Consider the following 25,750-nt stretch of genomic DNA (forward strand, 5'->3'; position numbering starts at 1 on the left):
CCCCGGCTACGACGCCTCGTACACCGGGCTGCTCGCCGTCACCCGATCCGGCACGAACCCACGGCGGTTGGCCGGCCGCGACAGCCCGTAGTGGTCGCGCAGCGTGTGCCCGGTGTACTCGGTGCGGAACCGGCCCCGTTCCTGCAGGATCGGGACCACCTCGTTGACGAAACGTTCCAGGCCGGACGGCAGCACCGGCGGCATGATGTTGAAGCCGTCGGCCGCGCCGGCCTCGTACCAGGACTCGATCGCGTCGGCGACCTGCACCGGCGTGCCCGCGAAGGTGAGGTGCCCTCGCCCGCCGCCCAGGCGGGCGATGAGCTGGCGGACCGTGAGCCGCTCGCGGCGGCCGAGGTTGACCACGAGCGTGCGCCGGCTCTTCGCACCCTCGATCTCGTCCTCGGCCGGCAGGTGCGCCGGCAGTTCGTCGTCCAGGCGGAGCTCGGCGATGTCCACCCCCAGCAGCTCGGCCAGGCCGGGCAGCGCGAACTCGGCGCGGATCAGCCGGTTGAGTTCGGCGTCGAGCTCGCGGGCCTCGGCCTCGGTGGCGCCGATCAACGGCACGATGCCCAGCAGGATCTTGATGTGGTCCGGATCGCGGCCGTGCTCCGCGGCGCGGCGCTTGAGATCGTCGTAGAACTCCTGCGCGTCGGGGAGGGTCTGGTGCGCGGTGAAGACCGCCTCGGCGTAGCGGGCGGCGAAGTTGCGGCCGTTCTCCGAGGAGCCGGCCTGCACCAGCAGGGGGTGGCCCTGCGGGGTGCGCGGCACGTTGAGGGCGCCGGCCACCCGGTAGTAGGCACCCTGGTGTGCGGCCGGGTAGATCTTCTCCTGGTCGCCCCAGACGCCACTGATCTTGTCGGCGAGCACCACGTCGTCGTCCCAGGAATCCCAGAGCTTGAGCGAGACGTCGACGAACTCGGCGGCCCGCTCGTAGCGCTCCCGGTGCGCCGGGAGGTGGTCCAGGTTGAAGTTGCGGGCGGCGTCCAGCCCGGCGGTGGTGACGATGTTCCAGCCGGCCCGGCCGCCGCTGACCAGATCCAGCGAGGCGAACCGGCGGGCGAGGTTGTACGGCTCGTTGTAGGTGGTCGACGCGGTGGCGATCAGCCCGATCCGCTCGGTCGCCCCGGCGAGCGCGGTGAGCAGCACGGTGGGCTCGAGCGTCCCCGACGGGCGCCGCCCGACCTGGTCCCACAGCACCGGCCCGTCGGCGAGGAAGAGCGAGTCGAGCTTGCCGCGCTCGGCGATCCGGGCCAGGTTCTTGTAGTGCTCGACGTCGACGTCGGCGTACGGGTCGCTCTCCGGCAGCCGCCAGGCGGCCTCGTGATGCCCGACCCCCATCAGGAACGCGTTGAGGTGGAGTTTTCCGGGCCGGCTCATCGCGCAGCCCGCGGGGTGTAGTGGCCGGCCTCGTCGCCCTCGAGCACGTAGCTCTTGCCGCCGTCGGCGCCGACCGGCAGGTCGCCGGCGACGGTGACCCGGTGCAGCTTGCGGGGCAGGTCGCCGTAGTCGTCGGCGGCGTAGTGCTGGGTGGTGCGGTTGTCGAAGATCACCACGTCACCGACCGCCCAGTGGTGGCGCAGGGTGTTCTCCGGCCGGGTCACGTAGGACTGCAGCAACCGCAGGATGTCCTTGGACTCGGTCCGGGACAGCCCGATGACGGTGTCGGCGAAGCCGCCGATGAACAGGTTGGGGGTGCCGGACTCGGGGTGGATGCGGACCACCGGGTGCGCGGTGCGGTACCGCTGGGAGACGAAGACCTGGTGGTACGTCTCGACCTCGCTCGTCCGGAACTGGGGGTGTTCCGCGTAGTCGTGGTCGTTGGTGTGCACGGCCCACAGGCGGTCGGCGAGCAGCCGCAGGTGCTCCGGCAGGTCGGCGTACGCGGCGGCGGTGTTGGCGAAGAGGGTGTCGCCGCCGTACGGCGGAATGACGAGGCTGCGCAGCGTGGTGGCCTTGGGCGGGGCGACGACGAAGGTCACGTCGGTGTGCCACGAGTTGGCCCGGGCGCCCTCGCCGCCCTGGACGGCGAGGATGTTGGTCTGACCGTCGACGGACGGGACGGTCGGGTGGGCGGTGGTCAGCGGGCCGAAGGTGCCGGCGAAGCGCAGGTGCGCCTCGTCGTCCAGGTCCTGACCGCGGAAGATGAGCACCTTGTGCTCGACCAGGGCGCTGTTGAGCCGGGCCGCGAGGTCGGAGTCGATCGGCCGGGCGAGGTCGACGCCGATGATCTCGGCGCCGATCCGGCCGCCGATGCGCCGGACGTCCTGGGTGGTGGTCGCGAGTGTCATGATGCGGGTTCCCTTCCTAGTTGGTGGTGCGCCAGGTGGAGAAGCGGCGCTCGGTGATGATCAGGACTTGGTTCACGACCAGGCCGATGGCGGAGATCGTGATGATTCCGGCGTACATGTCGGGAACCGCGAAGTTGTACTGGGCGTAGTTGATGAGATAGCCGAGGCCCGCCTTGGCGCCGACCATCTCGGCCGCGATCAGGATGAGGATCGAGTACGCGCCGGCCAGCCGGATCCCGGTGAAGATGGTCGGCACGGCGGCGGGCAGCACGACCTTCTGGAACAGCCGCAGCGGGCCGAGGCCGAGCGAGCGCGCCGACTTGATCAGCAGCGGGTCGACGGTGCGCACGCCGCTGACCGTGTTCAGCAGGATCGGCCACGAGCAGGCATAGCAGATGATCGCGATCTTGGAGGTCTCGCCCAGGCCGAGGATCAGCACGAACACCGGCAGCAGCGCCAGCGCGGCGGTGTTCCGGAACACCTCCAGCAGCGGCGTGAGCAGGGTCGCCGCCGGTTTGTACCAGCCGATCAGCAGGCCGAGCGGGATGGCCGCGACGATGGCCAGGCCGAATCCGGCCAGCGACCGGCCCAGGCTGGCCTGCGCATGGTTGAGGAGTTCGCCCGACTGCACCAGCTGCCACCAGGCGACCAGCACGTCGGACAGCGGCGGCAGGAAGGTCGCGTCGACCAGGCCCAGCCGCGGGAACACCTCCCAGACGACCGCCAGGGCGGCCAGGGCCACCACCCGCGTGGCCACCGCGCCGATGCCGCGCAAAAGGCGACGGACCCACGGGTACGCGGCGACGGGTGCCGCGGGTTGAGCCGTCGCGGGCGTCGCCGGCGCCGGCGCCGGACGGATCGCGACCGGGGTTTCGGTGAGGCTAGACATGGGCCGTCTCCTTCTCGTCCAGGCCGAGCTCCTCGCTGCGGGCCTTGCGAACCTCGTCCCGCAGCAGGGTCCAGATCTCGTGCCGGTAGTGCGCGAACTCCGGGTCTGAGCGCAGGTCCTCGGTGGCCGAGCGCGCGGTGATCGGGATGTCCACGACCTCCTTGATCCGCCCGGGCCGGGAGGTCAGCACCGCGACCCGCTGGCCGAGGTAGACCGCCTCCTCGATGCCGTGCGTGATGAACACGACGGTCTTGCCGGTCTGCTCCCAGATCCGCAGCAGTTCGTCCTGCAGGCCCTCCCGGGTCTGCGCGTCCAGTGCCGCGAACGGCTCGTCCATCAGCAGCACGTCCGGGTCGAAGGCGAGGCTGCGGGCGATCGCCACCCGCTGCTTCATGCCGCCGGAGAGCTCGTGCGGATAGCGGTCGTGGAAGCCGGACAACCCGACGAGGTTCAGGTATTCGCGGGCGCGGTCGGCGCGCTCACGGCGGGGCACGTGCTTGGCCTCCAGCCCGAACTCGACGTTGCCGAGAGCGGTTCGCCACGGCAGGAGGGCGTACTGCTGGAAGACGACGCCGCGGTCCAGGCCGGGGCCGGTGACCGGCCGGTCGTCGACCAGGATCCGGCCGCCGGACGGCTGCGCCAGGCCACCGAGCAGGTCGAGCAGGGTCGACTTGCCGCAGCCGCTGGGGCCCACGATGACCAGGAACTCGCCGGCGCGTACGTCGAGGTTGATGTCCCGCAGCGCGGTCACCGTGCTGCCGCGGGCCGTGAAGACCTTGCTGACGTTCTGGAACCGGATCTTCGGGACGCTCACTGGGCACCGCCCGAGGCCAGCTCGTTGTACTCGTTGGTGTAGAGGTCGGCCGGCTTGAGCTTGCCGTTCTTGAGCTCGCCGATGCTGTCGAGCCAGTCGATCCAGGTGCTGAAGTCGGTGTCGGTGATCGTGCCGCCCTTGCCGGCCACGCCGTAGCTCTTCCAGAACTTGAGCTGGCTGTCGTCCTCGTTGCGGGCCCGCTTCGTCAGGATCGTCCGGAACCGCGCGATCACGGTCTCCCGCGGCTGGGTGCGGGACCACTCGATCGCCTTGGCGGTGCCGGTGACGAAGGTGCGTACGGTGTCGGGGTTCTGCTTGCGGAAGTCGTCGCGGAGCACGTAGCTGCCGCCGGTGAACGGGCCGAGCAGCTCGAAGTCGGTGTAGAGCGCGCGGATCCCGCCGTGCTCGAGCGCCTTGTCCCGCAGCGCGCCGCCGAGCGCGGCGACGTCGATCTGCCCCTGCCGCAGCGACTGTTCGGTGTTGACCGGGGGCACCACGACCAGCTCGACCTGCTTGATCTCCGCCGGCGTCAGGCCGTTGCGCTTCAGGTAGGTCTTGGTGATCGCCTCGGAGTGCGCGCCCAGCGTGTTGACGCCGATCTTCTTGCCGATCAGATCCCTGGCCGTCCTGATCGGGCTGTTCTCCGGCACGAAGAACCCGATGTAGCTGTCCTTGTCGGAGCCGTAGTAACCGAGCACCGCGGTGATCGGCGCCTTCGAGGCCTTGAGCTTGACGATCGCGCCGTTGAAGGCGCCGCCGAAGTCGATGTCGCCGGTGGTCGCGGCCTGGATGTCCTGCGGGCCGCTGATGGTATTGCCGATCCATTTGAGCTTCACGTCGCCGAGATAGCCGAGGTCCTCGGCCAGTTCGGGCGGTGTCACCTGGCCGACCGAGCCCTGGTAGCGCAGCTGTTTGGTCTGCGCGCCGCCGGCGTTGGCGGACTTGCCGCAGGCGGTCAGCGCGGTGGTGGCGAACAGCGCGCCGATCAGCGCGACCGCCACGGCGAGTCGGGGTGTCTTCATGGAGAGCTCCTTGCGGTGGTCGCGTGGCATCGCCCGGCCGGCTCAGTCGCGCCGGTCGATGGCGGGCAGGGTTCATCGCGGCGCGTGCGGCGGTGCACGCGTCGTTGTCAGACGTGGAAAACGGCGGTCAGGTAGCTGGTGAGCTGCGCTTGGCCGTCAAACTCGACAGGTGCAGGTGCACACCCGGAGATAGTCGACGAAGCGGCGCCGCGTCAGACGCTTGCTTCGATTCATGTGAGCAACGTAGATGTCCCGCCCCGCCGGCGTCAGCCACTTTGTGACTCAGAGCACATATAAATCCCATAGGTTGGGTGGGATATGCTCGACGCACGGTGCGGCCGGTGTCCGGTGAGGGGCGTATCGAACATATGCGAAGATCCCCATGTCTGGTTTTATCTTCGCGCTGGGCATTGTCTATGTGTTGGACCTCTGCGATATTCCAACCTGGACCGCTGCCAACGACGGTAGCCAATCACGGCTCCGCGTTGCAGTTCTGCCTTTTCTTGCGGAGGACCCCGTGAAGCGCCGACCTCGTCAACTCTCCATCGGATTAGCGGTCGTCGCCTTGCTCGCGACGACCGGTGCCGCCGGAATCCACTTCGCGGGTGCCGCGGTGCCTGTTCCCGTCGCCGTGGGCGGTGAGATGCCCGGCGCGCTCGGTGCCCATAACCAGAAGTTGCTGCGAGCCGTGCCCGGCAGCGACGGCATGTCGCCGGACGGCCCGGGCGTCGCCGCGCAGCAGGAGTTCCTGGAGCGGGCCTACCCGGCCAACACCATCTCCGTCGAGCAGGTCGACCGGTCGAAGGCGGCATACGCCGCTGCCGAGAAGCGCGCCCCGAGCAACCTGCGGGGCGCCGCCGCGGCTCGTAAGTGGACCAACGTCGGCCCGAGCGAGGCGCTCTATCCGTTCACCGAGCTCCGCAACGCCTACAACTATGTGCCCAACGAGTACGTGGCGGGTGGCCGGGTCACCTCCATCGACATCGCCCCCGACTGCGACAACCGGTTCTGCCGCGCCTACGTCACCCCGGCCGGTGGCGGCGTCTGGGCCACCCTCAACGTGCTCGCCGCCGAGCCCAAGTGGTATTACCTGGGCGGGCCGCTGGGCATCAACGCCGCCGGCTCGGTCCGGATCGACCGCAATGACCGCACCGGCCTGACCGTCTATGCTGGCACCGGCGAGGCGAACACCTGCGGCTCCGGCTGCGTCGCCGGCGTCGGGCTGTACAAGTCCACCAACGGCGGCGTGACCTGGAAGGGCCCGCTGGGCAAGGACGTGCTGGACGGCAAGGGCATCGGCGAGATCACCATCAAGCCGGGCGATCCCAAGACCCTCTACGTCGCTACCACCACCGCGCTGCGGGGCATGTCGAGCTCCTGCTGCACGGGCGTCACCCGCCCGGTGCCGGACGCCGCGAAGTGGGGGCTCTACAAGTCCACCAACGGCGGCACGAGCTGGAAGTTCATCCACAACGGCTCGGCCGACCCGGCCCAGTGCACCGGCAGCGCCGCCGAGTTCGCCAACACCGCCGCCTGCTCGCCGCGCGGTGTGCGCCACGTCAAGCTCGACCCGCGCGATCCGAACATCGTCTACGCCTCCTCGTACGCCCGGGGCGTCTGGCGCTCGGCCGACGCGGGCGCGACCTGGGCGCAGATCAAGCCGTCGCTCAACCCGGCCGTGATCCAGACCCGCGCGGCGATCGACGTGGCCGCGCTGCCCGGCGGCAAGACCCGGATGTACGTCTACGAGGGCAACACCGGCACCCCGTACTCGCGGCTGTTCCGCAGCGACGACGTGGCCGCCGGGGCCCCCGCCTTCGCCGACCTGACCAGCTCGAACCCGGCCGACACCGGCTTCGCCACCTACAACCAGTGCGGCGGCCAGTGCTGGTACGACATCTTCGTGCACACCCCGGCGGGCCACCCGGACATCGTCTACACCGGCGGTTCCTACGTCTACGACGAGACCGTCGCCCACAAGCGGGCGGTCGTGCTGTCCACCGACGCCGGGGTCAGCGGCACCGACATGACCTTCGACGGCACCGACGAGCTGCACCCGAACGGGCTGCACCCCGACCAGCACGCGATCGTCACCCATCCGCGCAACCCGTACCAGTTCTTCGAGGCCAACGACGGTGGCGTCATGCGCTCCAGCGGCACCTTCGTCAACCGGTCGAGCTGGTGCGACAACCCGGACCGTGCCCTGGCCACCGAGGCCGAGCTGGCCCGCTGCCGGCAGATGCTGTCGAGGATCCCGGCGAAGCTGACCGCCGTCAACAAGGGCATGAACACGCTGCAGTTCATCAGCCTCTCCACCAGCCCGCACGACCCCAAGCTGCTGCAGGGCGGCACCCAGGACAACGGCACCTGGGAGAACAAGGGCCAGCGCCGGCGCTGGGTCAACACGATGATCGGTGACGGCGGCGCGTCCGGCTTCGACGCCGGCCGGCCCGAGTTCCGGTTCCACACGTTCTTCGACGCCACCCCCGAGGTCAACTTCAACAACGGCGACACCGGCAGCTGGATCTCGATCTACGACCCGATCTTCGGCCAGCCCGGCACGCTGTTCTACGCACCCGTGATCAGCGATCCCAAGGTCAGCGGCACGATGTTCGCCGGCACCGCGCGCTCGGCGTACCGCACCAAGACCTTCGGGCTCGGCACCCGCAGCATCGAGGAGGCCAACCGGATCTGCAACAGCTGGACCGGCACCTTCGAGGCGCAGTGCGGCGACTGGGCGCAGCTCGGCGCGACCCCGCTGACCGACGCCTCCCTCGGCGACCGGGCCGGCGGCGCCGTCTCGGTGGTCCAGCGGGTCGCCTCGGACGCCTCGACCGCGTACGCCGCGACCAGCACCGGCCGGGTCTTCGTGAGCCGCAACGTGGATGCCGAGCCGGCTTCCGCGGTCACCTGGACCAGGATCGACACCGCCACCACCCCGAACCGCTTCGTCACCAGCATCCACGTCGATCCGAAGAACCCGGCCCGGGCGTGGGTCTCGTACAGCGGGTTCAACTCCAACACCCCGGCCACCGCCGGGCACGCGTTCGAGGTCAGCGTGGCCGCCGGTGGTGCGACCTGGACCGACCGCTCGTACAACTTCGGGGACCAGCCGATCACGGACCTGGTCCGCGACGACGTCACCGCGGACCTGTACGCGTCCACCGACTTCGGCGTCCTGCGGCTGGCCAAGGGCAGTACCACCTGGACCAAGGCCGCCGCCGGCATGCCGAACGTCGAGGTTCCCGGGCTCACCATCGTGCCGGGCGAGCGGGTGCTGTACGCCGCCTCGCACGGTCTCGGTGCCTGGCAGCTGTCGCTGCGGTAGACGACCATCGGCGACAACCTGGTGAGGGGCCGCAAGCGCGGCCCCTCACCGCTGCCCGCAGCGGCCGGCCGTGCCTGGCGCACGCTCGGAGCGGTCTTCGTCGTGCTCGTCTTCGTGCCGCCGTTGCTGCTGCTGATCTCCGGATCGCTCACCCGGCCCGGGCTGCCACCGTCGCCGACGCCGCGGCTGGTGCCCGACCCGGCGTCCACCGCGGGCTATCAGGAGGCCGTCGAGCTCGGCGGCCTGCTGCGGGCCTCGCTCAATTCCGTGCTGGTCGCGGTCGCCGCCGTGCCGCTGAGTGTGCTGGTCGCCGCGCTGGCCGGCTTCGCCCTGGCCCGGCTGGCGCCACGCATCACCGGCACGGTCGTCGCCGCCTCCCTGGTCGCCCTGATGGTGCCGGCCACTGCCCTGCTGATGCCGCGCTTCGCGATCTTCCGGCTGCTCGGCCTGACCGACACCTTGGTGCCGCTGATCGCACCGGCCCTGCTGGGCACCTCGCCGCTCTACGTGCTGGTCTACTACCTGGCCTTCCGGGCGCTGCCGGCCGATCTCTACGACGCCTGCCTGATCGAGGACCTCTCGCCGGTGCGCATCTGGTGGCGGGTCGCCCTGCCGCTGGTACGCCCGGTGACCGCCGCGCTGACCGCCCTCACCTTCGTGCTCACCTGGTCGAACTTCCTCGATCCCCTGGTCTACGTCTACGACCGTGACCTGTTCACCCTGCCGCTGGCGCTGCGCTCGCTGTCGGTGCTGGACCCGACGGATTTTCCGGTGTTCCTGGCCGGGGCCGTGCTGGCCACCGTGCCGGCACTGGCGGTCTTCGTCCTCGCCCAGCGGCGCTTCCTGCGACACGACGACGACCCGACGGGACGAAACTGATGATGAGGACCAAGGCGCTGCTGGCCCTGATGCTCTGCACCGTGCTGGTCGGCGCCGGCTGCGGCGCGGGCTCCGGCACGGCCGCGGACGGATCGGCGCGATTGCTGGTGTTCGGCGCGCCTGAGGAACTGGCCGCCTACCGGACGCTCGTCGACGCGTACCGGAAGGCACGGCCCGGCAGCGACGTGCAGCTGGTCGAGGCCAGCGACCGCAAGGACCTGCTGGCCCGGCTGGCCACCTCGGTGGCCGGCGGTGCCCCACCCGACCTGTTCCTGATGAACTACCGCTTCTACGGCCAGTTCGCCGCGAAGGACGTCATCGAGCCGCTGGACAGCCGGATCGCGGAGTCGCCGGCCATCGATCCCGCCGACTACTACCCGGTGGCGATGGACGCCTTCAAGTGGGGCGGCAAGCAGCTCTGCCTGCCCCAGAACGTCTCCAGCCTCGCGGTCTACTACAACCGCACCCTGTTCCAGAAGCACCGGGTCGCCGAGCCGAAGGCCGGCTGGACCTGGAACGACCTCGTCACCACCGCCACCGCGATGACCCGTGATCCGGCCGGACGGGTGATCAAGGCAACGGAGAGCGAGGGTGCCGCCCTGCGGCCCGCCGTGCACGGCCTCGGCATCGAGCCGTCGATCATCCGGCTCGCCCCCTTCGTCTGGTCCAACGGCGGCGAGATCGTCGACGACCCGGCCCGGCCGACCCGGCTCACGCTGGACACCCCCGCCGCCCGCGAGGCACTGAAGAACCTGATCGATCTGCGCCAGGCCTACGGGGTGGTGCCCACCGACGAGGACGTCGAGGCCGAGGACGACGAGTCGCGGTTCGCCAACGGCCGCCTCGCCATGGTGCTGAGCTCCCGCCGGTCCACCACCACGTTCCGCTCGATCACCGACTTCGAGTGGGACGTCGCCCCGCTGCCGGTCTACCGCAACCCGGTCGGCGTGCTGCACTCCGACGCGTACTGCATGACCCGCGGCGCGAAGAACAAGAAAGCCGGCTGGAAGTTCCTGGAGTTCGCCATCTCCGAGGAGGGGCAGAAGATCATCGCGGCCACCGGGCGCACCGTTCCGTCGCACATCGGGGTCTCGACGTCGGCGGCGTTCCTCGGCCCGGCCCAGCCTCCGCGCAGCGCCAAGGTCTTCCTCGACGCCATCCCCACGGTGCGGGCGCTGCCGACCGTCTCCACCTGGCCGGAGATCGAGGACGCCACCGGAGGCATCCTGGAGAACGCCCTGTACCGGGGTGACAAACTCGACGACGTGATCCGTGATCTCGACGAGCAGACCCGGCCCTTGTTCGCCCGCGGCGAGCACGGGTGAAGGATCCCGGCCTCACGCTCGACGACGTCTCCGCCGCGTACGGGAAAACGCCGGTCCTGCGCGGCATCGACCTGGCCGTGGACCGCGGTGAACTGCTGGTGGTGCTCGGCCCGTCGGGAGCCGGCAAGTCGACGGTGCTGCGGGTGGTGGCCGGCCTGGAACCGGTCACCGCCGGCCGCATCCACATCGCAGGCCGCGACGTCACCGCCGACCGCCCCGGCCGGCGCAACGTGTCGATGGTCTTCCAGTCGTACGCTCTCTTCCCGCACCTGACCGTCGCCGACAACATCGCCTTCGGTCTCGAGGTGCGCGACACCCCGCGCGCGGTCGCCCGGGAGCGGGCCCGGGCAGCGGCCGAGACCGTCGGGTGCGCGGCCCTGCTCGACCGGCGGCCCGGGCAGCTCTCCGGCGGCGAGCGGCAACGCGTCGCGCTGGCCCGCGCGCTGGCCCGGGAGCCGGAGGTGTTCCTGCTCGACGAGCCGCTGTCCAACCTTGACCTGGCGCTGCGCACCGAGATGCGCACCGAGCTGCGGGCCCTGCACGACCGGCTGGGCGCGACCATGGTCCACGTCACCCACGACCAGACCGAGGCGCTGGTGCTCGCCGACCGGATCGCGGTGCTGCGCGACGGCCGGATCGAGCAGGTCGGCACCCCCGACGCGATCTGGCGCACCCCGGCCAGCGCGTTCGTCGCCCGCTTCGTCGGCTCCCCGGCGATGAACCTGCTCCCCGCGGCCGGGCCCTTCGCGCCGTCCGGCACCGCGCCGCCCGGGCTCGCCGGGGCCGGGGAGTTGCAGATCGGCTTCCGGCCGGGGGCGGTCACGCTGGGCCCGGCCGACGGCGCGGCTGACGGCGTGGCCGCCGTCGTGGACCGGCTCGAGGTGGTCGGCGAGGACGCTTACGCGTACCTCACCACGGACGGTGGCCAACCGGTCGTGGTGCGGGTTCCGGCGGACCGCCGGCCGGCCAGGGGCGCGGCGGTACGGGCCACCGTGCGCTGGGCGGACGTGCACGTCTTTCACGCCGGCAGTGGACTCCGGTACCCGCCGTCGTGAGGCCGGACAACCGTTCCCGCCGCCAGCTCGGGTTGATGCTGACGCCGTACCTGATCGGCCTGATCGGTCTGGTGCTGCTGCCCGCCCTGATCACCCTCGCGCTGGCCTTCACCGAGTACGACCTGCTACGCCCCCCGGCGTGGGCGGGGCTCGACAACTTCACCGAGCTGATCGACGACCCGATCTTCCGGGTGGCCCTGACCAACTCACTGGTCTTCGCGCTGGTCGCCGTACCCCTGCGGGTGCTCTTCGCGCTCGGCCTGGCGCTGCTGCTGCACCGCCGGGCACCCGGGGTCGGCAGCGCGCGCAGCGCGGCGATGCTGCCGACCGCGGTGCCCGAGATCGCCTACGGCCTGCTGTGGCTGTGGCTGCTGAATCCGCTCTACGGCCCGATCAACCAGGTGCTGCGCACCGGCGGCGAGAACGGCCTGACGGCGCTGGGACGCACTCCGCCGCAGTGGCTCACCGACCCGACCGACGCCCGGGCGGCGATCATCGCGATGAGCCTGTTCACGATGGGTGAGACCTTCGTGGTGCTGCTGGCCGCCCGCCGGGCGCTGCCCCGCGACGTCTACGAGATGGCGGCTCTGGAGGACGCCACCGGCTGGGACGTGTTCCGCCGGGTCACTCTGCCGTTGCTGGCACCGGTGCTCGGGCTGCTGCTGGTGCGTGACGCCATCCAGAGCCTGCACTTCACGTTCGTGCCGGCGCTGGTGGTGACCGACGGCGGGCCGCCGCCGTACGCCACCACCTACCTGTCGCTCTTCGTCTACCGAACCGGGTTCGAATACCTGCGGTACGGCTACGCCGCCGCGGCCACGCTGGTCATGATCCTGCTGACCCTGGCCGCGGTGGTCCTCCAGTGGCGGCTCATCCGCCGCTACCGTGCCTTCTACCGACTGTGAGGAACCGGGTGCGGGGCCGCCGCGTCCCAGGAACGGAGGTGTCCCATGGTACGGAGAGTGACAGTCGTCGTGGGCGTGATCGGTCTGCTGTGGCAGACAGCGGCCTGCAGTTCCGCCGGCACCTCGAACGACCCGTCCGGCGTGCGGCCCTCGGTCGCGTCCTCGTCCGTCCCACCGGTGCCGTCCGGTGACGTGCCCGGCCCGCTGCCCTGGGGCGCACGCACCCTCACCGGCGTGGTCGAGCGCTCGGGCGAGTGCACCATGCTGCTGGTCGGCGGGCGACGCTGGGCACTGACCGGGCCGGAGGCCGCGGCCCTGAGCCCGGGGGCGAAGGTGACCGTACGCGGCAACCTCACCACCCGGCCCGCCGGCTGCGGCGATCGCGACCTCGCCCAGACCGTCGCGGTCACCCGCGTCGAAACGGCCTGAGCGGCCGGTCAGGCCGCGCCGGGTGTGGTCGCGGGCGTGCTGGTGAAGAGCAGGACCTCGGCGTCGGTGCCGGTGAGGGGTTTGGCGAAGTAGTAACCCTGGCCGAGTTGACAGCCGCTGTCCCGCAGCGGCCCGCACTGGTCGAAGGACTCGATGCCCTCGGCGACAGTGGACAGGTGCAGCGTTCTGGCCAGGTGCACGATCGCCCCGGTGAGGGAGGCTTCGGGCGCCTCGGTGGCGACCGCGTCGACGAACAGTTTGTCGATCTTCAGGATGTCGATCGGGAACTGCCGGAGATAGGCCAGCGACGAGTATCCGGTGCCGAAGTCGTCGATCGCCAGCCGGACATTGAGCGCCTTGAGCGTCTTCAGCCGGGCGACGGTGATGTCGATGTCGTTGATCAGCAGCGACTCGGTGAGTTCCAGGGTCAGACAGCTACCGGCCAGGCCGGTGGAGGCCAGCACCTCGGCGACGAGTTGCGGCAGGTCGGGTTGCTGCAACTGGCGGGCGGACAGGTTGACGCTGATCGACAACGGCTCGTTCGCGGGCCGGCGGCGGTTCCACTCCGCTGCCTGGCGGCACGCCTCCCGCAGCACCCAGGTGCCGATCGGCACGATGAGGCCGGTCTCCTCGGCGAGGGGGATGAAATCCAGCGGCGGCACCATGCCGAGTTGGGGATGCATCCACCGCACGAGCGCCTCGAAGCCGCTGACCAGACCGGAGCGGAGATCGACGATGGGCTGGTACAGCAGGATGAACTCGTCGCGGTCCACGGCCACCCGCAGGTCGCTGGCCAGGTCGGTGCCCTTCTTCAAGGCCGCGTGCATGACGGGCTCGAAGACCTCGTAGCGACCTTTGCCGTTCTTCTTCGCGGTGTGCAACGCCAGATCGGCGTACTGCAGGAGCGTCTCGGCGTCCTGGTGACCGACGACACCGAACGCGACACCGATACTCGCGTTGATGAAGATGTCCCGGCCGTTGATCGGGAACGGCTCGCGGAGGGCCTGCAGCACCCGGCCGGCGACGGCGACCGCCCGGTCGCGCAGCTCCACGTCGTGCAGCAGCATCGCGAACTCGTCGGCGCCGAGCCGGGCCACCGTGTCCGTGGTCCGCACGCAACTGGCCAACCGCTCACCGACGGCGGCCAGGAGCAGATCCCCGACGGCGTGGCCGAGGGAATCGTTGACGCTCTGGAACCGGTCGAGGTCCACCGTCAGAACCGACGTCCTCATCTGATCCCGCTCGGCGCACGCGAGAGCATGGGCGAGCCGGTCATTGAACAATGCCCGGCTCGCCAGGCCGGTCAACGGATCACGGAACCCCTGTTCCAGGCCGTCGACCGCCTGGGCGTCGGTGATCGCCACGCCGACGTGCTCCGCGAAGGCGGCCAGCAGGCCCCGGTCGGCGGCGGTGTAGGCGCGCCCGGGCCGGCGCGACGCCACGACCAGGCTGCCGATCACCTCGCCGCCGCCACGCACCGGCGCGGCCATCGCCGTGCACACACCGTTCTCGGCGAGTTCCCGAATCCCGGCTCGCGACTCGGCGTAGTGGTCCAGCACCACCACCTCGTCGCGCATGACCGCCTGGCCCGAGGCGCCGCTGCCGTTCGCCGGCGCGCGCCACAACCGCCAGGCCACCCCCTCGGGCAGCCCGTGCACCGACACCACCTGCAACATGCCCGGGTCAGCCCGGTCCAGCAGCCGTAACCCGACGACCTCGTCACCCAGCAACACGTGGGCGCCGGCCGTCACCGCGTCGAAGACCTCCTGCAAGGATGCCCTCCGCACCGCGGCCCGCTGTACGGCGATCACCTGTTCCAACATCTGCAGCCAGGGCCCCGGCGGCGAGGCCAGCCCCTCCGGCACTGCTACGGCGGCCGGGGCTAGCGCGTCCGAATGGTGGGTATTCCGCACCTTCCCCCGATCGGCACTTCCGGCCGGGAACTGAGCGTTGTCGCTCCGGCGCGCTATTGCAGGCAGGCGTGTACGTCGTGGAGTAGCTGCATGGTGTCGAACGGTTTGGCGATCATCGGTAGCTGCCCCGGGTGAGTCTCCGCCTCCTCGTGCTGGTGGGCGGGATAACCGGACATCAGAAGCACGCGGGTGTCATTGCCGGTGCGGTGGATGGCGGCGACGAAGTCGCGCAGGTTCATGCCCGGCATGACGACGTCGGCGAGGATCAGCGCCACCGGTGATCGGGCGAGGGCTGCCAGGGCATCCTGGCGGCTGGTCAGCACCGCCGCCTCGTAGCCGGCCGCGCTGAGCACCCGGGCGGCGACCTGGGCGATGTCGTGGTTGTCGTCCACCACGAGGATGCGGGTGTCCGGCCGCGGCGGCTGGGGCCGGTCGCGTACGGCCACGCTCTTCTCCTGCTGGGGGCACGCGGGCAGGTGGATGGTCAGGCGGGTGCCGCGGCCCGGCTCGGACCACAGGTCCACGGTTCCCTTGGCGTCCTTGATCACGCCGTAGACGGTGGACAAGCCCAGGCCGGTGCCCTTTCCGGGGCCCTTGGTGCTGAAGAACGGCTCGAAGGCGTGCTCGACGACGTCGGCCGGCATGCCGTGGCCGGTGTCCTGGATGACCAGGCAGACGTACTCGTGCGCGAAGGGCTCCGGCTGTGCGCCGGCGGCGTCGAGCCGTTCGGTGGACGTAACGACCGTGATGGTGCCACCGTCGGGCATCGCACCGCGGGAGTTGACGACGCAGTTCATGATGATCTGTTCCAGGCGGCTGCGGTCCATGGTGACGGCCGGCAGACCGGGCTTCAGATCGACGGCGAAGGTGATGTCCTCGCCGAGGGTGCGGCGCAGCAGGGTGAGCGACTCGGTGATGACCTCGTTGACGTCGAGCACCTCGGGCTGCGCCGGCTGCAGCCGGCTGAAGATGAGGAGTTGCCTGGTCAGGGCGGCACCCTGCAGCGCGGCGCGCTCGATGCATTCGATGTCCTCGCGGCAGGCGTGATCCGCCGGCAACGTCTCGAGGGTCAGGTCCGCGAATCCCTTGATCACTCCCAGGATGTTGTTGAAGTCGTGCGCGATCCCGCCGCTGAGGTGTCCCAGGGAGTCCAGGCGTTCGGCCTGACGCAACTGCTGTTCCAGTCTTTGCCGATCCTGTTCGGCCTGGACCTGCTCGGTGACGTCGCGCAGGATGCCTTCCACACCGACCTGCCGGTGGTTGTCGTCGTATGCCGGGATCGTGCGTTGCTCCACCCAGGCGACGCAGCCGTCGGGACGGTGGCAGTGCAGCACGTGTCGTTCCGGATGGGGTGAATACCACGACGCGTGGAATTGCTCCCGGTCCTCGGGGTCGGCGGCGGTCAACAGCCGGTGCGGGTCCCGCGTCAGCTCCTCCGGAGTGGCGCCGACCAGGGCGGTGATGGCCGGGCTGATGTATTCCACCACGGGCGTGGGATACAACCGCAGCCGGAACACCACATCCTGCAGGTGCTCGGCGACGAGCCGGAAACGTTCCTCCGCGGTGTCCAGGGCCGCTCGCATCTTCCGCCGGTCGCGCCGGTCGTGCGCCTCGTCGAGCTCTCGGCAGACCGCGGGTACGAGCCGGCTCAGGTTGTCCTTGAGGACGAAGTCACGCGCACCGGCTCGCATGAGCCCGGCGGCGACCTCCTCGCCGATCTGCCCGGAGACGACGATGAGGGGGACCTCCAGGCCGGTGCCACGAAGGATCTCCAGCGCCTCGGGTACGTCCAGGGCGGGCATTCTGCCGTCGGAGATGACCAGATCGGGTGGCCGGTCCCGGAGCTGTTCCCGCATCGCCTCGGCGGTCTCGATCCGCTCGAAGGTCACATCCATGTCCTCGTGGCGCAGGTGGCGAATGATGAAGAACGCGTCGTCCTCGCTGTCCTCCAGCAGCAGCAAGTGCGCCGAGCGCTGCATCGTCTACTCCACCGGGGTGCGGACGCTCGCCGCGTTCTGGTTCACCAGCAGCCAGTAAAGGCCGAGGACGCGAACGGCCTCGAGAAAGTTGTCGAACTCGACGGGTTTGCGCACGTAGCTGTTGGCGCCGAGGTTGTAGCTGCTGACGATGTCCCGTTCCTCGTTGGAGGTGGTGAGCACGACCACGGAGACGTACCGGGTGCTCTCGTTGCCCCGGATGGCGCGCAGCACGTCCAATCCGTTGATCTTGGGCAGGTTGATGTCGAGGAGGATCAGTTCGGGCACGAGCGGCTTGCCGTCGCGCGGCAGCAGGAAGTCGATTGCCTGCTCGCCGTCGGTGGCCACGATGACCCGGTTGCAGATGTTGTTCTTCCGCAGCGCCCGCTGGGTCAGCAGCACGTCGTCCGGGCTGTCCTCCACCAGCAGGATGGTGCCGTCGCTGGGCGTCGCTCCCGGGATCTGGACCTCGCTGCTCGGCGATGTGGTCATCTCAGGCCGCCATGACGGGCTGGGCGGCTTGCACGGGTCGTTCGGTCATTTGGCCCTCCAGGGAGAAGAAGAAGCTCGCGCCTTGGTCGGGTGCGGCCTCGGCGAAGATACGGCCGCCGTGGCGGTGCACGATCCGGGCCACGATGGCCAGCCCGATCCCGGTGCCCTCGAACTCCGCGGCCGGGTGCAACCGCTGGAACGCGGTGAACAGCTTGTCCGCGTACTGCATGTCGAAGCCGGCGCCGTTGTCGCGGACCACGAAGAACGTCTCGTCGTCGCGTTCGCATCGGCAGACCTCGACGACGGGGTCGCTGCGGCGGCCGGTGAATTTCCACGCGTTGCCGATCAGGTTCTGCAGCAGCAGGCGCAGCAGTTGCGGATCGGCGTGCGTGTGCAGCCCTTCCCGGACGACCAGGGTCACCTGCCGCTGGGGATCGGCGGCGGCCAGTTCCTCGGCGACCTCGTCCGCTATCGCGCCCAGGTCGACGTCGCGCCGGCCGAGTTCCACCCGGGTCGAGCGGGACAGGTTCAGGAGATCATCGATCATGTGCCCCATCCGGGCCACGTTGGCCTGCAGCCGGCGCAGATACTCGCGCCCCGTGTCATCCAGCCGGTCGGTGTAGTCATCCTGCAGGGCCTGGCTGAAACCGTGCAGCGAGCGCAACGGAGCGCGGAGGTCGTGGGAGACCGTGTAGGCGAACGCGTCGAGCTCCTTGTTGGACGCTTCCAGTTCGGCGGTGCGGTTGCGCACCCGGGTCTCCAGCTCGGCGGCCAGCCGCCGGGCCTCCGCCTCGGCCTGTTTCAACTCGGTGATGTCGGTGGAGATGCCGCAGACCGCATAGGGTTTGGCGCTGCTGTCGAGGACCGGGAACTTGACCGAGACGTAGGTCCGCAATCCGTGGTCGGTCTGCGCGGTCTCCTCGAACTGCACTGTCCGGCCCTGCTCGGCCGTCCACAGGTCGTTCTCCCGTAACTGGTCGGCCAGCTCCTTGGGGAACACGCCCTGATCGGTCATGTTGATCACCCGTTCCCGGCCGACCTTGAAGAGCCGTTCCCACTCCTGGTTCACCAGCAGATAGCGCCCGTTGTCGACGCGCTTCATGTAGATCACGGCGGCGGTGTTGTCGATCAGCTTCTGGAGCTGGTTGTGGCTGGCCTGGGCATCCAGCTCGGCGGCGGCCCGTTCCCGCAGCTGCGCGCGGCCGGACCGGACGGCGACCCCGCCGTAGCACAGCAGGATGAGCGAGTCGGCGACGACGGCCACCAGTCCGGCCAGGGTGGCCCGCTCGGTCGCCGCACCCATCGCCACCGCCAGCACGCCCACCGTGGCCGCCGCCACGGTGGCGACTCCCAGCGTCGTCCAGTTCGGGGCGGACGCGGCCGCGGTGGGCCGGTCGGGCTCCTCCCACGAAGGCTCGTCGGAGGAATCCGGCTCGGAGTGCGAGGTTGTGGTCGCGGAGCTGGGTGCTGACGAGGACATGCGCCGCTCCTCACCGGGTACTTGCCGCTGACGGAGATGCTACGGCGATTTCACCTGAATAACCTGAATAGCGGCAATCATCAGTATTGGCCGGAACGATGCCGGTCAGCGGCTACTCGACCTCGACCGTGAGCAGGTCGTCAACGATGGTGACGAGCGCGAGGACACCGGCATGATCGGCTGCCGAGCCGTGCACGATGCCGAGGTATCCCAGGGTTCCCAGGCGCCAGTCGAGCCGGTCGCCGGCCTGCCGGAACACCTCCACGTACCGGATGCCCGGCACCCGGGACAACCGGTCGACGCCGTCCAGCCGGCGCAGCGTCGTCGCCGCCATCGGAGCGGTGAGGAAGTACTGAAAGGCGTGCTGCCGATATCCGGGCTCCGGGATGTCCACGCCGTGGCCGAGGGCGGCGGCCAACGCCGAGCGGACGAGATCGACCCGGCGGGCGCGGCGCACGAGATCGGCGACGTAGCCGCCGAGCCGCCCGTTGACCTCGATCAACCGCGGTCCGGCGGGCGTGAGCTTGACCTCGGTATGGGTGACGCCGACCGTGACACCCAGCGCGCGCAGGGCGGCCTCGGTCAGCTCGAACACCGCCCGCCGCCAGCCGGCGGACAGGGTCGCGGGGACGACATATCCGGTTTCCCGGAACGGCGGCGCCAGCGGGAACTTGCCGGTGATCTCGATGTGCCGCACCGACCCCGCCACCGTCACCGACTCCACGGAAACGTAGTCGCCGAAGCCCGGCCCGGCCACCGACGGGTCGCCGGGGCAGGATCTCCTCCAGGACGTAGGGCCCCGGCCCGGCCTGGAACTCGCGCAGCCGGCCGGCCGCCTCGACCAGGCTGTCCACCCGGCAGGTGCGGGCGCTGCCCGCGCCCACCCGGGGCTTGAGGATCGCGGGCAGGCCCACCGCGGCCACCGCGGTCGCCAGGCCGGCCGGATCCGCTACCGCGCGGCAGCGAGGGGTCGGCAGCCCCGCGCGGGCGAACAACTCGCGCTGCACGTACTTGTCCGTCACGGCCACCGCCGACGACGGGCTGAGGTAGGCGAAGGCATGCCGCTCGGCGAGCTCGGCGGTTCGGCGGATCTGCCCCTCGCTGAACGTGGTCAGGCCGGCCAGCCGCAGCCCGGCGACCCGGTCGCCGAGCCGGTCGCCGGACAGCCCGGTGAGGTCGCACACCTCGCCGAGTTCGCCCAGCTCGTCGACGAGCGTGCGCACGTACGGCAGCGCCCGATCGCACAGGAAGACGACCTCATACCGGCCGCGGGCGGCAGCCAGGATGCTCATCGGGGTGGCCGCGCCGAAGTCCAGCAGGACGCCGACCCGGGGAAGGGTCATCGGGCCGAGGCGGGACCGAGGAAACCCGCCTGCTGGAAGAAGTCGATGTAGTGATCCAGCAGCGCCGAGTCGACCGGTGGAACCCGGATCTCCGCGTCGGCGAGCGCGGCCCGCGCGTGGGCGCGGCCGAAGTCGGGAAAGTGCTCGGCGAAGAACATCTCCTTCAACACCAGACCGTTCCGGGGGCACCGGTCCACCCACAACGGCAGGAACGGCGCGAACGGGTGGTCCGGCCGATCGCAGGCGAAGCGAACCACCTGCGGCACCCAGTCCTCGAAAGGCGCCGTCCGGATCCGGTATCCGCGGGCGCGAAGCCGGGCGACCATGTCCCGCAAGGTGGCCGGCGCGGGATTGGAGAGATGGTACGTCCGGGACGTGCCGGCCTGCCGCATCACGATGTGGATGATCTGCGCGGCGAGGACGTCCACCGGGATCAGATCCAGGGCCAGGTCGATGTCGGGCGCCAGGCCGCTGTCCACGATCACCTTGAACAGCGCGCACGTGGCGCTCTCCAGGTTCCAGGCCCCGCTGATGAGGTCGCCGGAGATCTCGTACGGCCGGTGCACGGCGACCGGCAGCCCCTCCGCACGGGCCCGCGACAAGATCCGCTCGGCCACCCATTTCGTCTCGGTGTATCCCATGTACAGGTGCTCGGGAAACGCCAGCTCGGTGTCCTCGTCGACCAACCGCACGCCGGCGGCGCCGAACCCGGCGAGCACGGCGAGCGTCGAGACGAAATGCAGCGGGACGCTGCGGTGCGCGGCGGCCAGCCGGATCAGCTCGACCGTCCCACCCACGGTCACCGGGCCCAGGTGGGCGTACGGGTAGGTGAAGTTGACGTAGGCCCCCGCGTGCAGGATCGCGTCCAGGAACCGGCCGTACTCGGAGAATCTGCCCGCCGCCCAGCCCAGCGCGGGTTGCCCGAGATCCCCGGCCAGCGCGACCACCCGCCCGGTGGGCAGGTCGCCCAGGCCGTAGCGGAGCTGCTGGCCGACCAGCCGCTGCTGGGCCTGCTCGTCGCTGCCGGCCCGCACGAGGCAATGAACGCGGGCGTCGGTGTGCTCCAGGAGGCGGCGCAACAGGTAGGTGCCCAGGAATCCGGAGGCCCCGGTCAGCAGGATCTCCTCGGGCACCGGTGAAACGGTTCGCGCGGCGACGGCCGGCCGGGGCAGCTCGACCGAGGCGGCCCGCCACCAGTCGATGTCGTCCCCCGCGTCGTCCCGGGTGAGGGTTTCGTCTCGCGCCTCCTGGACGGCCAGCGCGCAGGCACGCAGCGAGGGATCGGTCAGCAGGCGCCGGGTCAGGAACCGGCTCTGCCCCGGGCCGACGCCGAACAGCGTGCGCAGCCGCGCGAAGATCGTGGCCGCCAGCAAGGAATTGCCGCCCAGCTCGAAGAAGTCATCCTCCGCGGCCACCCGGTCGACGCCGAGGACTTCCTCCCAGAGATGCGCCAGGCCCGCCTCGATGGGCGCGGCCGCGCGACCGGGCGGCGTCGGCGCGGTCACGGCGGGCAAGCGGACGCCGCCGCCGAGCTGGTTGCGGTCCACCTTCCCGCTGGCGGTCAACGGCATCCGCGGCACCGGCACGTATCTGCCCGGAAGCATGTAGGCCGGCAACCGGCCGCCCAGCGCCGTCCGCAGCCGGCCCGGGTCCGCTCCCGTGCCGGCTCCCAGCGTCGAGGTGTAGAACGCCTCGATCACTTTGCCGCCGGGTGACTCGGCGACCACCACGGCGGCGTCGCCCACTCCCGGACAACCACGCAGCGCGGCCTCGATCTCGTCCAGCTCGATCCGGAAGTCGCGCACCTTGACCATGCGGTCCCGCCGTCCCAGGAACTCCAGCGTCCCGTCCGGCAGCCACCGCGCGCGATCCCCGGTGCGGAACGCCCGCCCGCCCGGCAAACCGCCGAACCGATCCGGCACGAAGCGCCGGGCAGTCAGCTCCGGGTCGTTGACATAGCCCAGCGCGACGCCGTCACCGCCGACCCACAGCTCACCCTCCTGACCCGTCTCGGCCAGGGCCCCCTCGTCGGTGACCACGTAACACGTGGAGTTGGCGATCGGCCGGCCGATCGGAATGCGGGCGAGGTCGGGCGGGGCGTGGGTGATCCGGTACGTCGCGGAGAACGTCGTGTTCTCCGTGGGGCCGTACCCGTTGACCAGTCGGCCCGGTCCACCGGCCCGGAGCACCTCCCGCACCGCCTCGGGAGACAGCACGTCGCCACCGCTGATCAGAAACCCCACAGTCTGGAACATGTCCGGCCGCACCCGGGCGAGATGGTGGAACACTCCGGCCGACAACCACAACACGTCGATGCGTTCGTCCACCAGGAGCCGGTGCATCCGCGTCGCGTCCAGCAGCGTGTCCTGATCCACCACCACCAGGCATCCGCCGTTCAGCAACGCGCCCCAGAACTCGAAAACCGACGCGTCGAAAGGCAGGTAGCCCGTGGCCGCCACCCGGTCGTCCGGGCCGAAGGCCACATAGTCCGTGTCGATGACCAGGCGCGCGACCGACCGGTGCGCCACCGCGACAGCCTTCGGCACCCCGGTCGCCCCCGAGGTGAACAGGACGTAGGCGGGGTCCGTCGCCCGCACCGGCACCTCCGGGCGGCTTCGGCCCGGTCCTCGCCGAAACTCGCCGACCGGCAGCACCGTGAGCCCGCCGAGATCCGAAGCGTGGCCGGGCAGCGCCACTGCCCGGCTGATGCCCAGCTCCCGCACCAGCTCGCGGCGGCGTGGGGCAGGATCCGCGGGATCGAGGGGCACGTACGCGCCGCCGGCCTTCATGATCGCCAGGGCGCCCACCGGCGCCTCCAGGCACCGCTGGCCCAGCAACCCCACCGGCTCTCCCGGCGGCACACCGGCGTCGAGCAGGGCCCACGCGACCCGGTCCGACCACTCGTCGAGCTCGCTGTACGTGAGCTCCCTGCCCAGGTCGCGCACCGCGGGCGCGGCCGGGCGGCGACTCGCCCAGGCCGCGAACAACTGGGGAATGGTCTTGCCGGCCGGATACGCGGTGCGGACGCCGCGCCATCTCTCCACCGAGCCGCCGGCACCTTCGGGGCCGGCAGGCAACACGAAGCCCGTCACGGCACCTCCACTGGGTCAGGACGGAGAGGCCCCGGCTGGCAGGTCCTCCCCGGACCGGGTGGAACGACCCGATCTAGCGAGCACCACCAGTTTCCTGCAGGTCATCCCACCTCCCGCGGCGCTGTCCTTGATCCGACAGGCTTCCGCAGTCACGCTCGTCCGCGGCCGGCTCAGGCGGGAGCGGCCGCCTCGAGCCGTGCGGTGAAAGCGGCGATGCCCGGCCCGGTGCCCCGCTGACCTGCGCCTCAGCAATTCCACAGCCGAGCCGTCGGGGCGCCCCTGCGACGCTCTCGAGGCGGAACGGGGCCGACGAGGCGATGGCCGTGTCCGGCCCGGTAAGCGATACGGGGGTGGGCCGGGCACCGCGCACGCCGAAGGATCCGCGCGACCCGCACCGGACGAGGCGCCTGCTCCGCCGCGATCAGGTCAGCAGGCCGGCACCACATCATCGAAACGCAGACAGCGGGAGAAGAAATACAGTGACGCATGAACGGAATCGCGGATCCGCGCGACCATCGCGCGGGGGGTTCCGCAGGACGTACCGGGGAATCATCGTTCTCCTCAGCACCGTAGTCGCGGTAACCGGCCTGGCGGGTCCGTCGCCGGCGACGGCCGGGACGGCGAAGTCGGCCGCGATCGCCGCGGACGCGCCCAACCACGGTTTCCTCACCCGCAGCGGGCGTCAGCTGATGCTCGACGGCCAGCCGTACAAGTTCGTCGGTGTGAACGCGTTCGGGCTGACCGGCTGCGACGGCGCGTTGACCGATACCTCCGAGGCCGGGCTGGACGCCTACTTCGCGTCGCTGCGGCCCAAGAGCATCACTCGCACCTGGGCGTTCAAGCCGTTCGGGCTCGAGGTCGTGGACCGCGTGGTCGCCGCGGCCGAGCGACACAACCAGATGGTGATCTTCGCGCTGGCGGACGGGGCGAACTACTGCGCCGATGACGGACACGACGCCGCCTTCTACGCCGGCGGGTTCCGGGGCGACTACCTCACCTGGGTGCGTTCGGTCGTGCCGCGCTATCGCGACTCCAAGGCGGTCGCGATGTGGGAGCTCATGAACGAGCCGAAGGGCGCCTCGTCCGACACGGTCATGAAGACCTTCTTCGACGAGACCGCCGCGATCATCAAGTCGCTCGACCCGAACCACCTGGTGTCGTCGGGCTCGCAGGCCGCATATGTCGACGGCACCAACGACTACGCCTATGTGCACAGCGGGCCCGACATCGACGCGGGTTCGCTCCACGAGTACGACTACGACTACCAGAACAGCCACACGATCGTCTCCGGCTGGTTCGAGCCGGCGATCGAGGGGATGAACGCGCTCGACAAGCCGCTGTACGTCGGCGAGGTCGGGGTGGCCGCCGCCGACACCATCGCCGGCTGCCGCAGCCGCGCGGCGCGGGCCGATGTCTTCCGGCAGAAGTTCGACGCGTATCTCAACGGCGGCGCCACGGGCGTGCTGGCCTGGTCCTACCGCACCACGAAGACCGAGAACTGCGCCGACTCTGATGCCACCATCTACCCCGCCGACTCCTACATGGCGATGGCCAAGAGCTATGACCTGCCCGGCGTGACCGACCCGACCGACGGCCCGCCCGGGGTGGGTAGGTACGACGAGGAGTCCTACACGTTCTCCGGGACGTGGGCGGCCAGCGCCGACCCGGCGAAGTTCAACGGCGACGACCGGTTCACGCAGACCGCCGGTAGCTACTACACCTTCTCGTTCACCGGCACGAAGGTGCAGCTCTACGCCGCAGTCGCGAGCCACCACGGCATCGCCGCAGTCAGCATCGACGGCGGCGCCGAAGTCGACGTCGACTTCTACGCGGCAACCCGCGCCGAGCAGCACCTGTCCTACACCTCACCCACGCTGACCGCCGGCACCCACCTGATCAAGGTCCGCAACACCGGCCGCAAGAACACGGCCTCGACCGGCACGGTGATCGCCGCCGACCGGATCGATGTCACGTCCTGACGCTCTGCCCACTCACAGCCGCTTCAAGGGGACCCAGATGGGAAGCACCACCATGTTCTTCCGAAGAATATTCACCGTGATCGCGCTGAGCTGCGCCGCGATCCTGACGCCGGTAGCCGCCTCCACCGCGTCGGCGGTCAACGCTTTCGAGTGGAACTACACGACCGACGGCGACGAGGACGGGTACATCAACTGCACGTCGGTGGCCGGGGGCCAGCCACTCAGCGGCATCGCCGGATGCTTCCACCCGGTCGGTGACAAGTTCTGGGTGAGCGACTATCAGCGCGACGGCCTGTCGGCCGCCTTGTACTGGTTCAACTACAACAGTGATGGCACTATGTACCGCCACGGCGCCTGCGTCGAGAAGCGCGGCACGGGCAATAACGGCTGGTGCAACAAGGACTTCCGCGAAGGCAGTGAAATAAAGTTCAAGCTCTGCTTCCTCGACGTGCCGACCGGGGTGTTCGGCGACTGCGGCCGCCTCGTGTCAGACATGACAGCCTGATGGCTGAGCCCCGCTGAACGAACCGGGGCCATGGCG

General features: G+C 70.2%; 20 protein-coding genes. 9 read left to right on the plus strand and 11 right to left on the minus strand.

The genetic code is table 11. The annotated features are described in order from the left end of the window. Positions 1-6: 6 nt before the first annotated feature. Genes DMB66_RS10785 through DMB66_RS10805 form a run of 5 tightly spaced genes read right to left on the minus strand, consistent with a single transcriptional unit; the run spans position 7 to position 5,013 of the window. Entirely contained in the window at positions 7-1,377 is a 1,371-nt protein-coding gene (locus DMB66_RS10785; RefSeq protein ID WP_125803901.1) for an LLM class flavin-dependent oxidoreductase, read from the minus strand. Continuing rightward, complete coding sequence (locus DMB66_RS10790; RefSeq protein WP_125803902.1) at positions 1,374-2,288, minus strand: TauD/TfdA family dioxygenase; 915 nt, start codon at positions 2,286-2,288, stop codon at positions 1,374-1,376. The genes DMB66_RS10785 and DMB66_RS10790 overlap by 4 nt, the downstream gene beginning before the upstream one ends. A gap of 16 nt (positions 2,289-2,304) precedes the next feature. Continuing rightward, positions 2,305-3,177: an ABC transporter permease gene (locus DMB66_RS10795; protein WP_125803903.1), complete on the minus strand. Its 873-nt coding sequence runs from the start codon at positions 3,175-3,177 to the stop codon at positions 2,305-2,307. Continuing rightward, the gene (locus DMB66_RS10800) at positions 3,170-3,991 is read right to left on the minus strand and encodes an ABC transporter ATP-binding protein (protein WP_125803904.1); all 822 of its coding nucleotides are present in this window, start codon (positions 3,989-3,991) and stop codon (positions 3,170-3,172) included. The genes DMB66_RS10795 and DMB66_RS10800 overlap by 8 nt, the downstream gene beginning before the upstream one ends. Then, positions 3,988-5,013, minus strand: coding sequence for an ABC transporter substrate-binding protein (locus tag DMB66_RS10805; RefSeq protein WP_125803905.1), 1,026 nt, complete (start codon positions 5,011-5,013; stop codon positions 3,988-3,990). Before DMB66_RS10805 ends, DMB66_RS10800 begins: the two co-directional genes overlap by 4 nt. Before the next feature lie 517 nt (positions 5,014-5,530). Between DMB66_RS10805 and DMB66_RS10810 the strand changes: the two genes are divergently transcribed. Genes DMB66_RS10810 through DMB66_RS10835 form a run of 6 tightly spaced genes read left to right on the plus strand, consistent with a single transcriptional unit; the run spans position 5,531 to position 12,934 of the window. Then, entirely contained in the window at positions 5,531-8,341 is a 2,811-nt protein-coding gene (locus tag DMB66_RS10810; protein ID WP_125803906.1) for an exo-alpha-sialidase, read from the plus strand. Between the two features lie 21 nt (positions 8,342-8,362). After that, on the plus strand, positions 8,363-9,220 hold the full coding sequence (locus tag DMB66_RS10815; protein ID WP_125803907.1) for a carbohydrate ABC transporter permease: 858 nt from the start codon (positions 8,363-8,365) through the stop codon (positions 9,218-9,220). After that, the gene (locus tag DMB66_RS10820) at positions 9,220-10,545 is read left to right on the plus strand and encodes a sugar ABC transporter substrate-binding protein (protein WP_125803908.1); all 1,326 of its coding nucleotides are present in this window, start codon (positions 9,220-9,222) and stop codon (positions 10,543-10,545) included. Before DMB66_RS10815 ends, DMB66_RS10820 begins: the two co-directional genes overlap by 1 nt. Further along, positions 10,542-11,600 carry an ABC transporter ATP-binding protein gene (locus DMB66_RS10825; protein WP_125803909.1) on the plus strand — a complete coding sequence of 353 codons (1,059 nt, stop codon included), beginning with the start codon at positions 10,542-10,544 and terminating at the stop codon, positions 11,598-11,600. Before DMB66_RS10820 ends, DMB66_RS10825 begins: the two co-directional genes overlap by 4 nt. 35 nt (positions 11,601-11,635) lie before the next feature. Next, entirely contained in the window at positions 11,636-12,505 is an 870-nt protein-coding gene (locus DMB66_RS10830; RefSeq protein ID WP_125803910.1) for a carbohydrate ABC transporter permease, read from the plus strand. A 57-nt stretch (positions 12,506-12,562) separates the two neighbouring features. Beyond that, positions 12,563-12,934 carry a DUF5818 domain-containing protein gene (locus DMB66_RS10835; RefSeq protein ID WP_125803911.1) on the plus strand — a complete coding sequence of 124 codons (372 nt, stop codon included), beginning with the start codon at positions 12,563-12,565 and terminating at the stop codon, positions 12,932-12,934. Between the two features lie 8 nt (positions 12,935-12,942). On the opposite strand, the gene DMB66_RS10840 is transcribed toward DMB66_RS10835, so the two are convergent. The 5 genes from DMB66_RS10840 to DMB66_RS10860 all read right to left on the minus strand — a co-directional run bounded on the left by DMB66_RS10840 (position 12,943) and on the right by DMB66_RS10860 (position 19,552). Continuing rightward, entirely contained in the window at positions 12,943-14,745 is a 1,803-nt protein-coding gene (locus DMB66_RS10840; RefSeq protein WP_158647199.1) for a bifunctional diguanylate cyclase/phosphodiesterase, read from the minus strand. A 155-nt stretch (positions 14,746-14,900) separates the two neighbouring features. Next, the gene (locus DMB66_RS10845) at positions 14,901-16,826 is read right to left on the minus strand and encodes a response regulator (RefSeq protein WP_125803913.1); all 1,926 of its coding nucleotides are present in this window, start codon (positions 16,824-16,826) and stop codon (positions 14,901-14,903) included. Positions 16,827-16,829: 3 nt separating this feature from the next. Continuing rightward, positions 16,830-17,315 carry a response regulator gene (locus DMB66_RS10850; protein ID WP_125803914.1) on the minus strand — a complete coding sequence of 162 codons (486 nt, stop codon included), beginning with the start codon at positions 17,313-17,315 and terminating at the stop codon, positions 16,830-16,832. 1 nt (position 17,316) lies between these two features. Further along, positions 17,317-18,795 carry an ATP-binding protein gene (locus DMB66_RS10855; protein WP_125803915.1) on the minus strand — a complete coding sequence of 493 codons (1,479 nt, stop codon included), beginning with the start codon at positions 18,793-18,795 and terminating at the stop codon, positions 17,317-17,319. 112 nt (positions 18,796-18,907) lie between these two features. Continuing rightward, positions 18,908-19,552: an ATP-grasp domain-containing protein gene (locus tag DMB66_RS10860; RefSeq protein WP_158647200.1), complete on the minus strand. Its 645-nt coding sequence runs from the start codon at positions 19,550-19,552 to the stop codon at positions 18,908-18,910. 301 nt (positions 19,553-19,853) lie between these two features. Here DMB66_RS10860 and DMB66_RS10865 point away from each other — a divergent pair, with 301 nt between their 5' ends. Next, entirely contained in the window at positions 19,854-20,189 is a 336-nt protein-coding gene (locus DMB66_RS10865) for a hypothetical protein (RefSeq protein WP_125803917.1), read from the plus strand. Here the strand turns inward: DMB66_RS10865 and DMB66_RS10870 are convergent. Then, positions 20,135-23,230 (minus strand): amino acid adenylation domain-containing SDR family oxidoreductase, encoded by a 3,096-nt coding sequence (locus DMB66_RS10870; RefSeq protein ID WP_125803918.1) that lies wholly within the window; start codon positions 23,228-23,230, stop codon positions 20,135-20,137. The two genes, DMB66_RS10865 and DMB66_RS10870, sit on opposite strands and share 55 nt — an antisense overlap. A 479-nt stretch (positions 23,231-23,709) precedes the next feature. On the opposite strand from DMB66_RS10870, the gene DMB66_RS10875 reads away from it, so the two are divergent. Both DMB66_RS10875 and DMB66_RS10880 read left to right on the plus strand, forming a co-directional pair. Further along, a complete protein-coding gene (locus tag DMB66_RS10875; RefSeq protein ID WP_158647201.1) occupies positions 23,710-25,209 on the plus strand; it encodes a cellulase family glycosylhydrolase in 1,500 nt (499 codons plus the stop codon). Positions 25,210-25,246: 37 nt separating this feature from the next. Beyond that, positions 25,247-25,714, plus strand: coding sequence for a hypothetical protein (locus DMB66_RS10880; protein WP_125803920.1), 468 nt, complete (start codon positions 25,247-25,249; stop codon positions 25,712-25,714). The last annotated feature ends 36 nt before the right edge of the window (positions 25,715-25,750 follow it).

It is taken from the genome of Actinoplanes sp. ATCC 53533 (assembly GCF_003947245.1).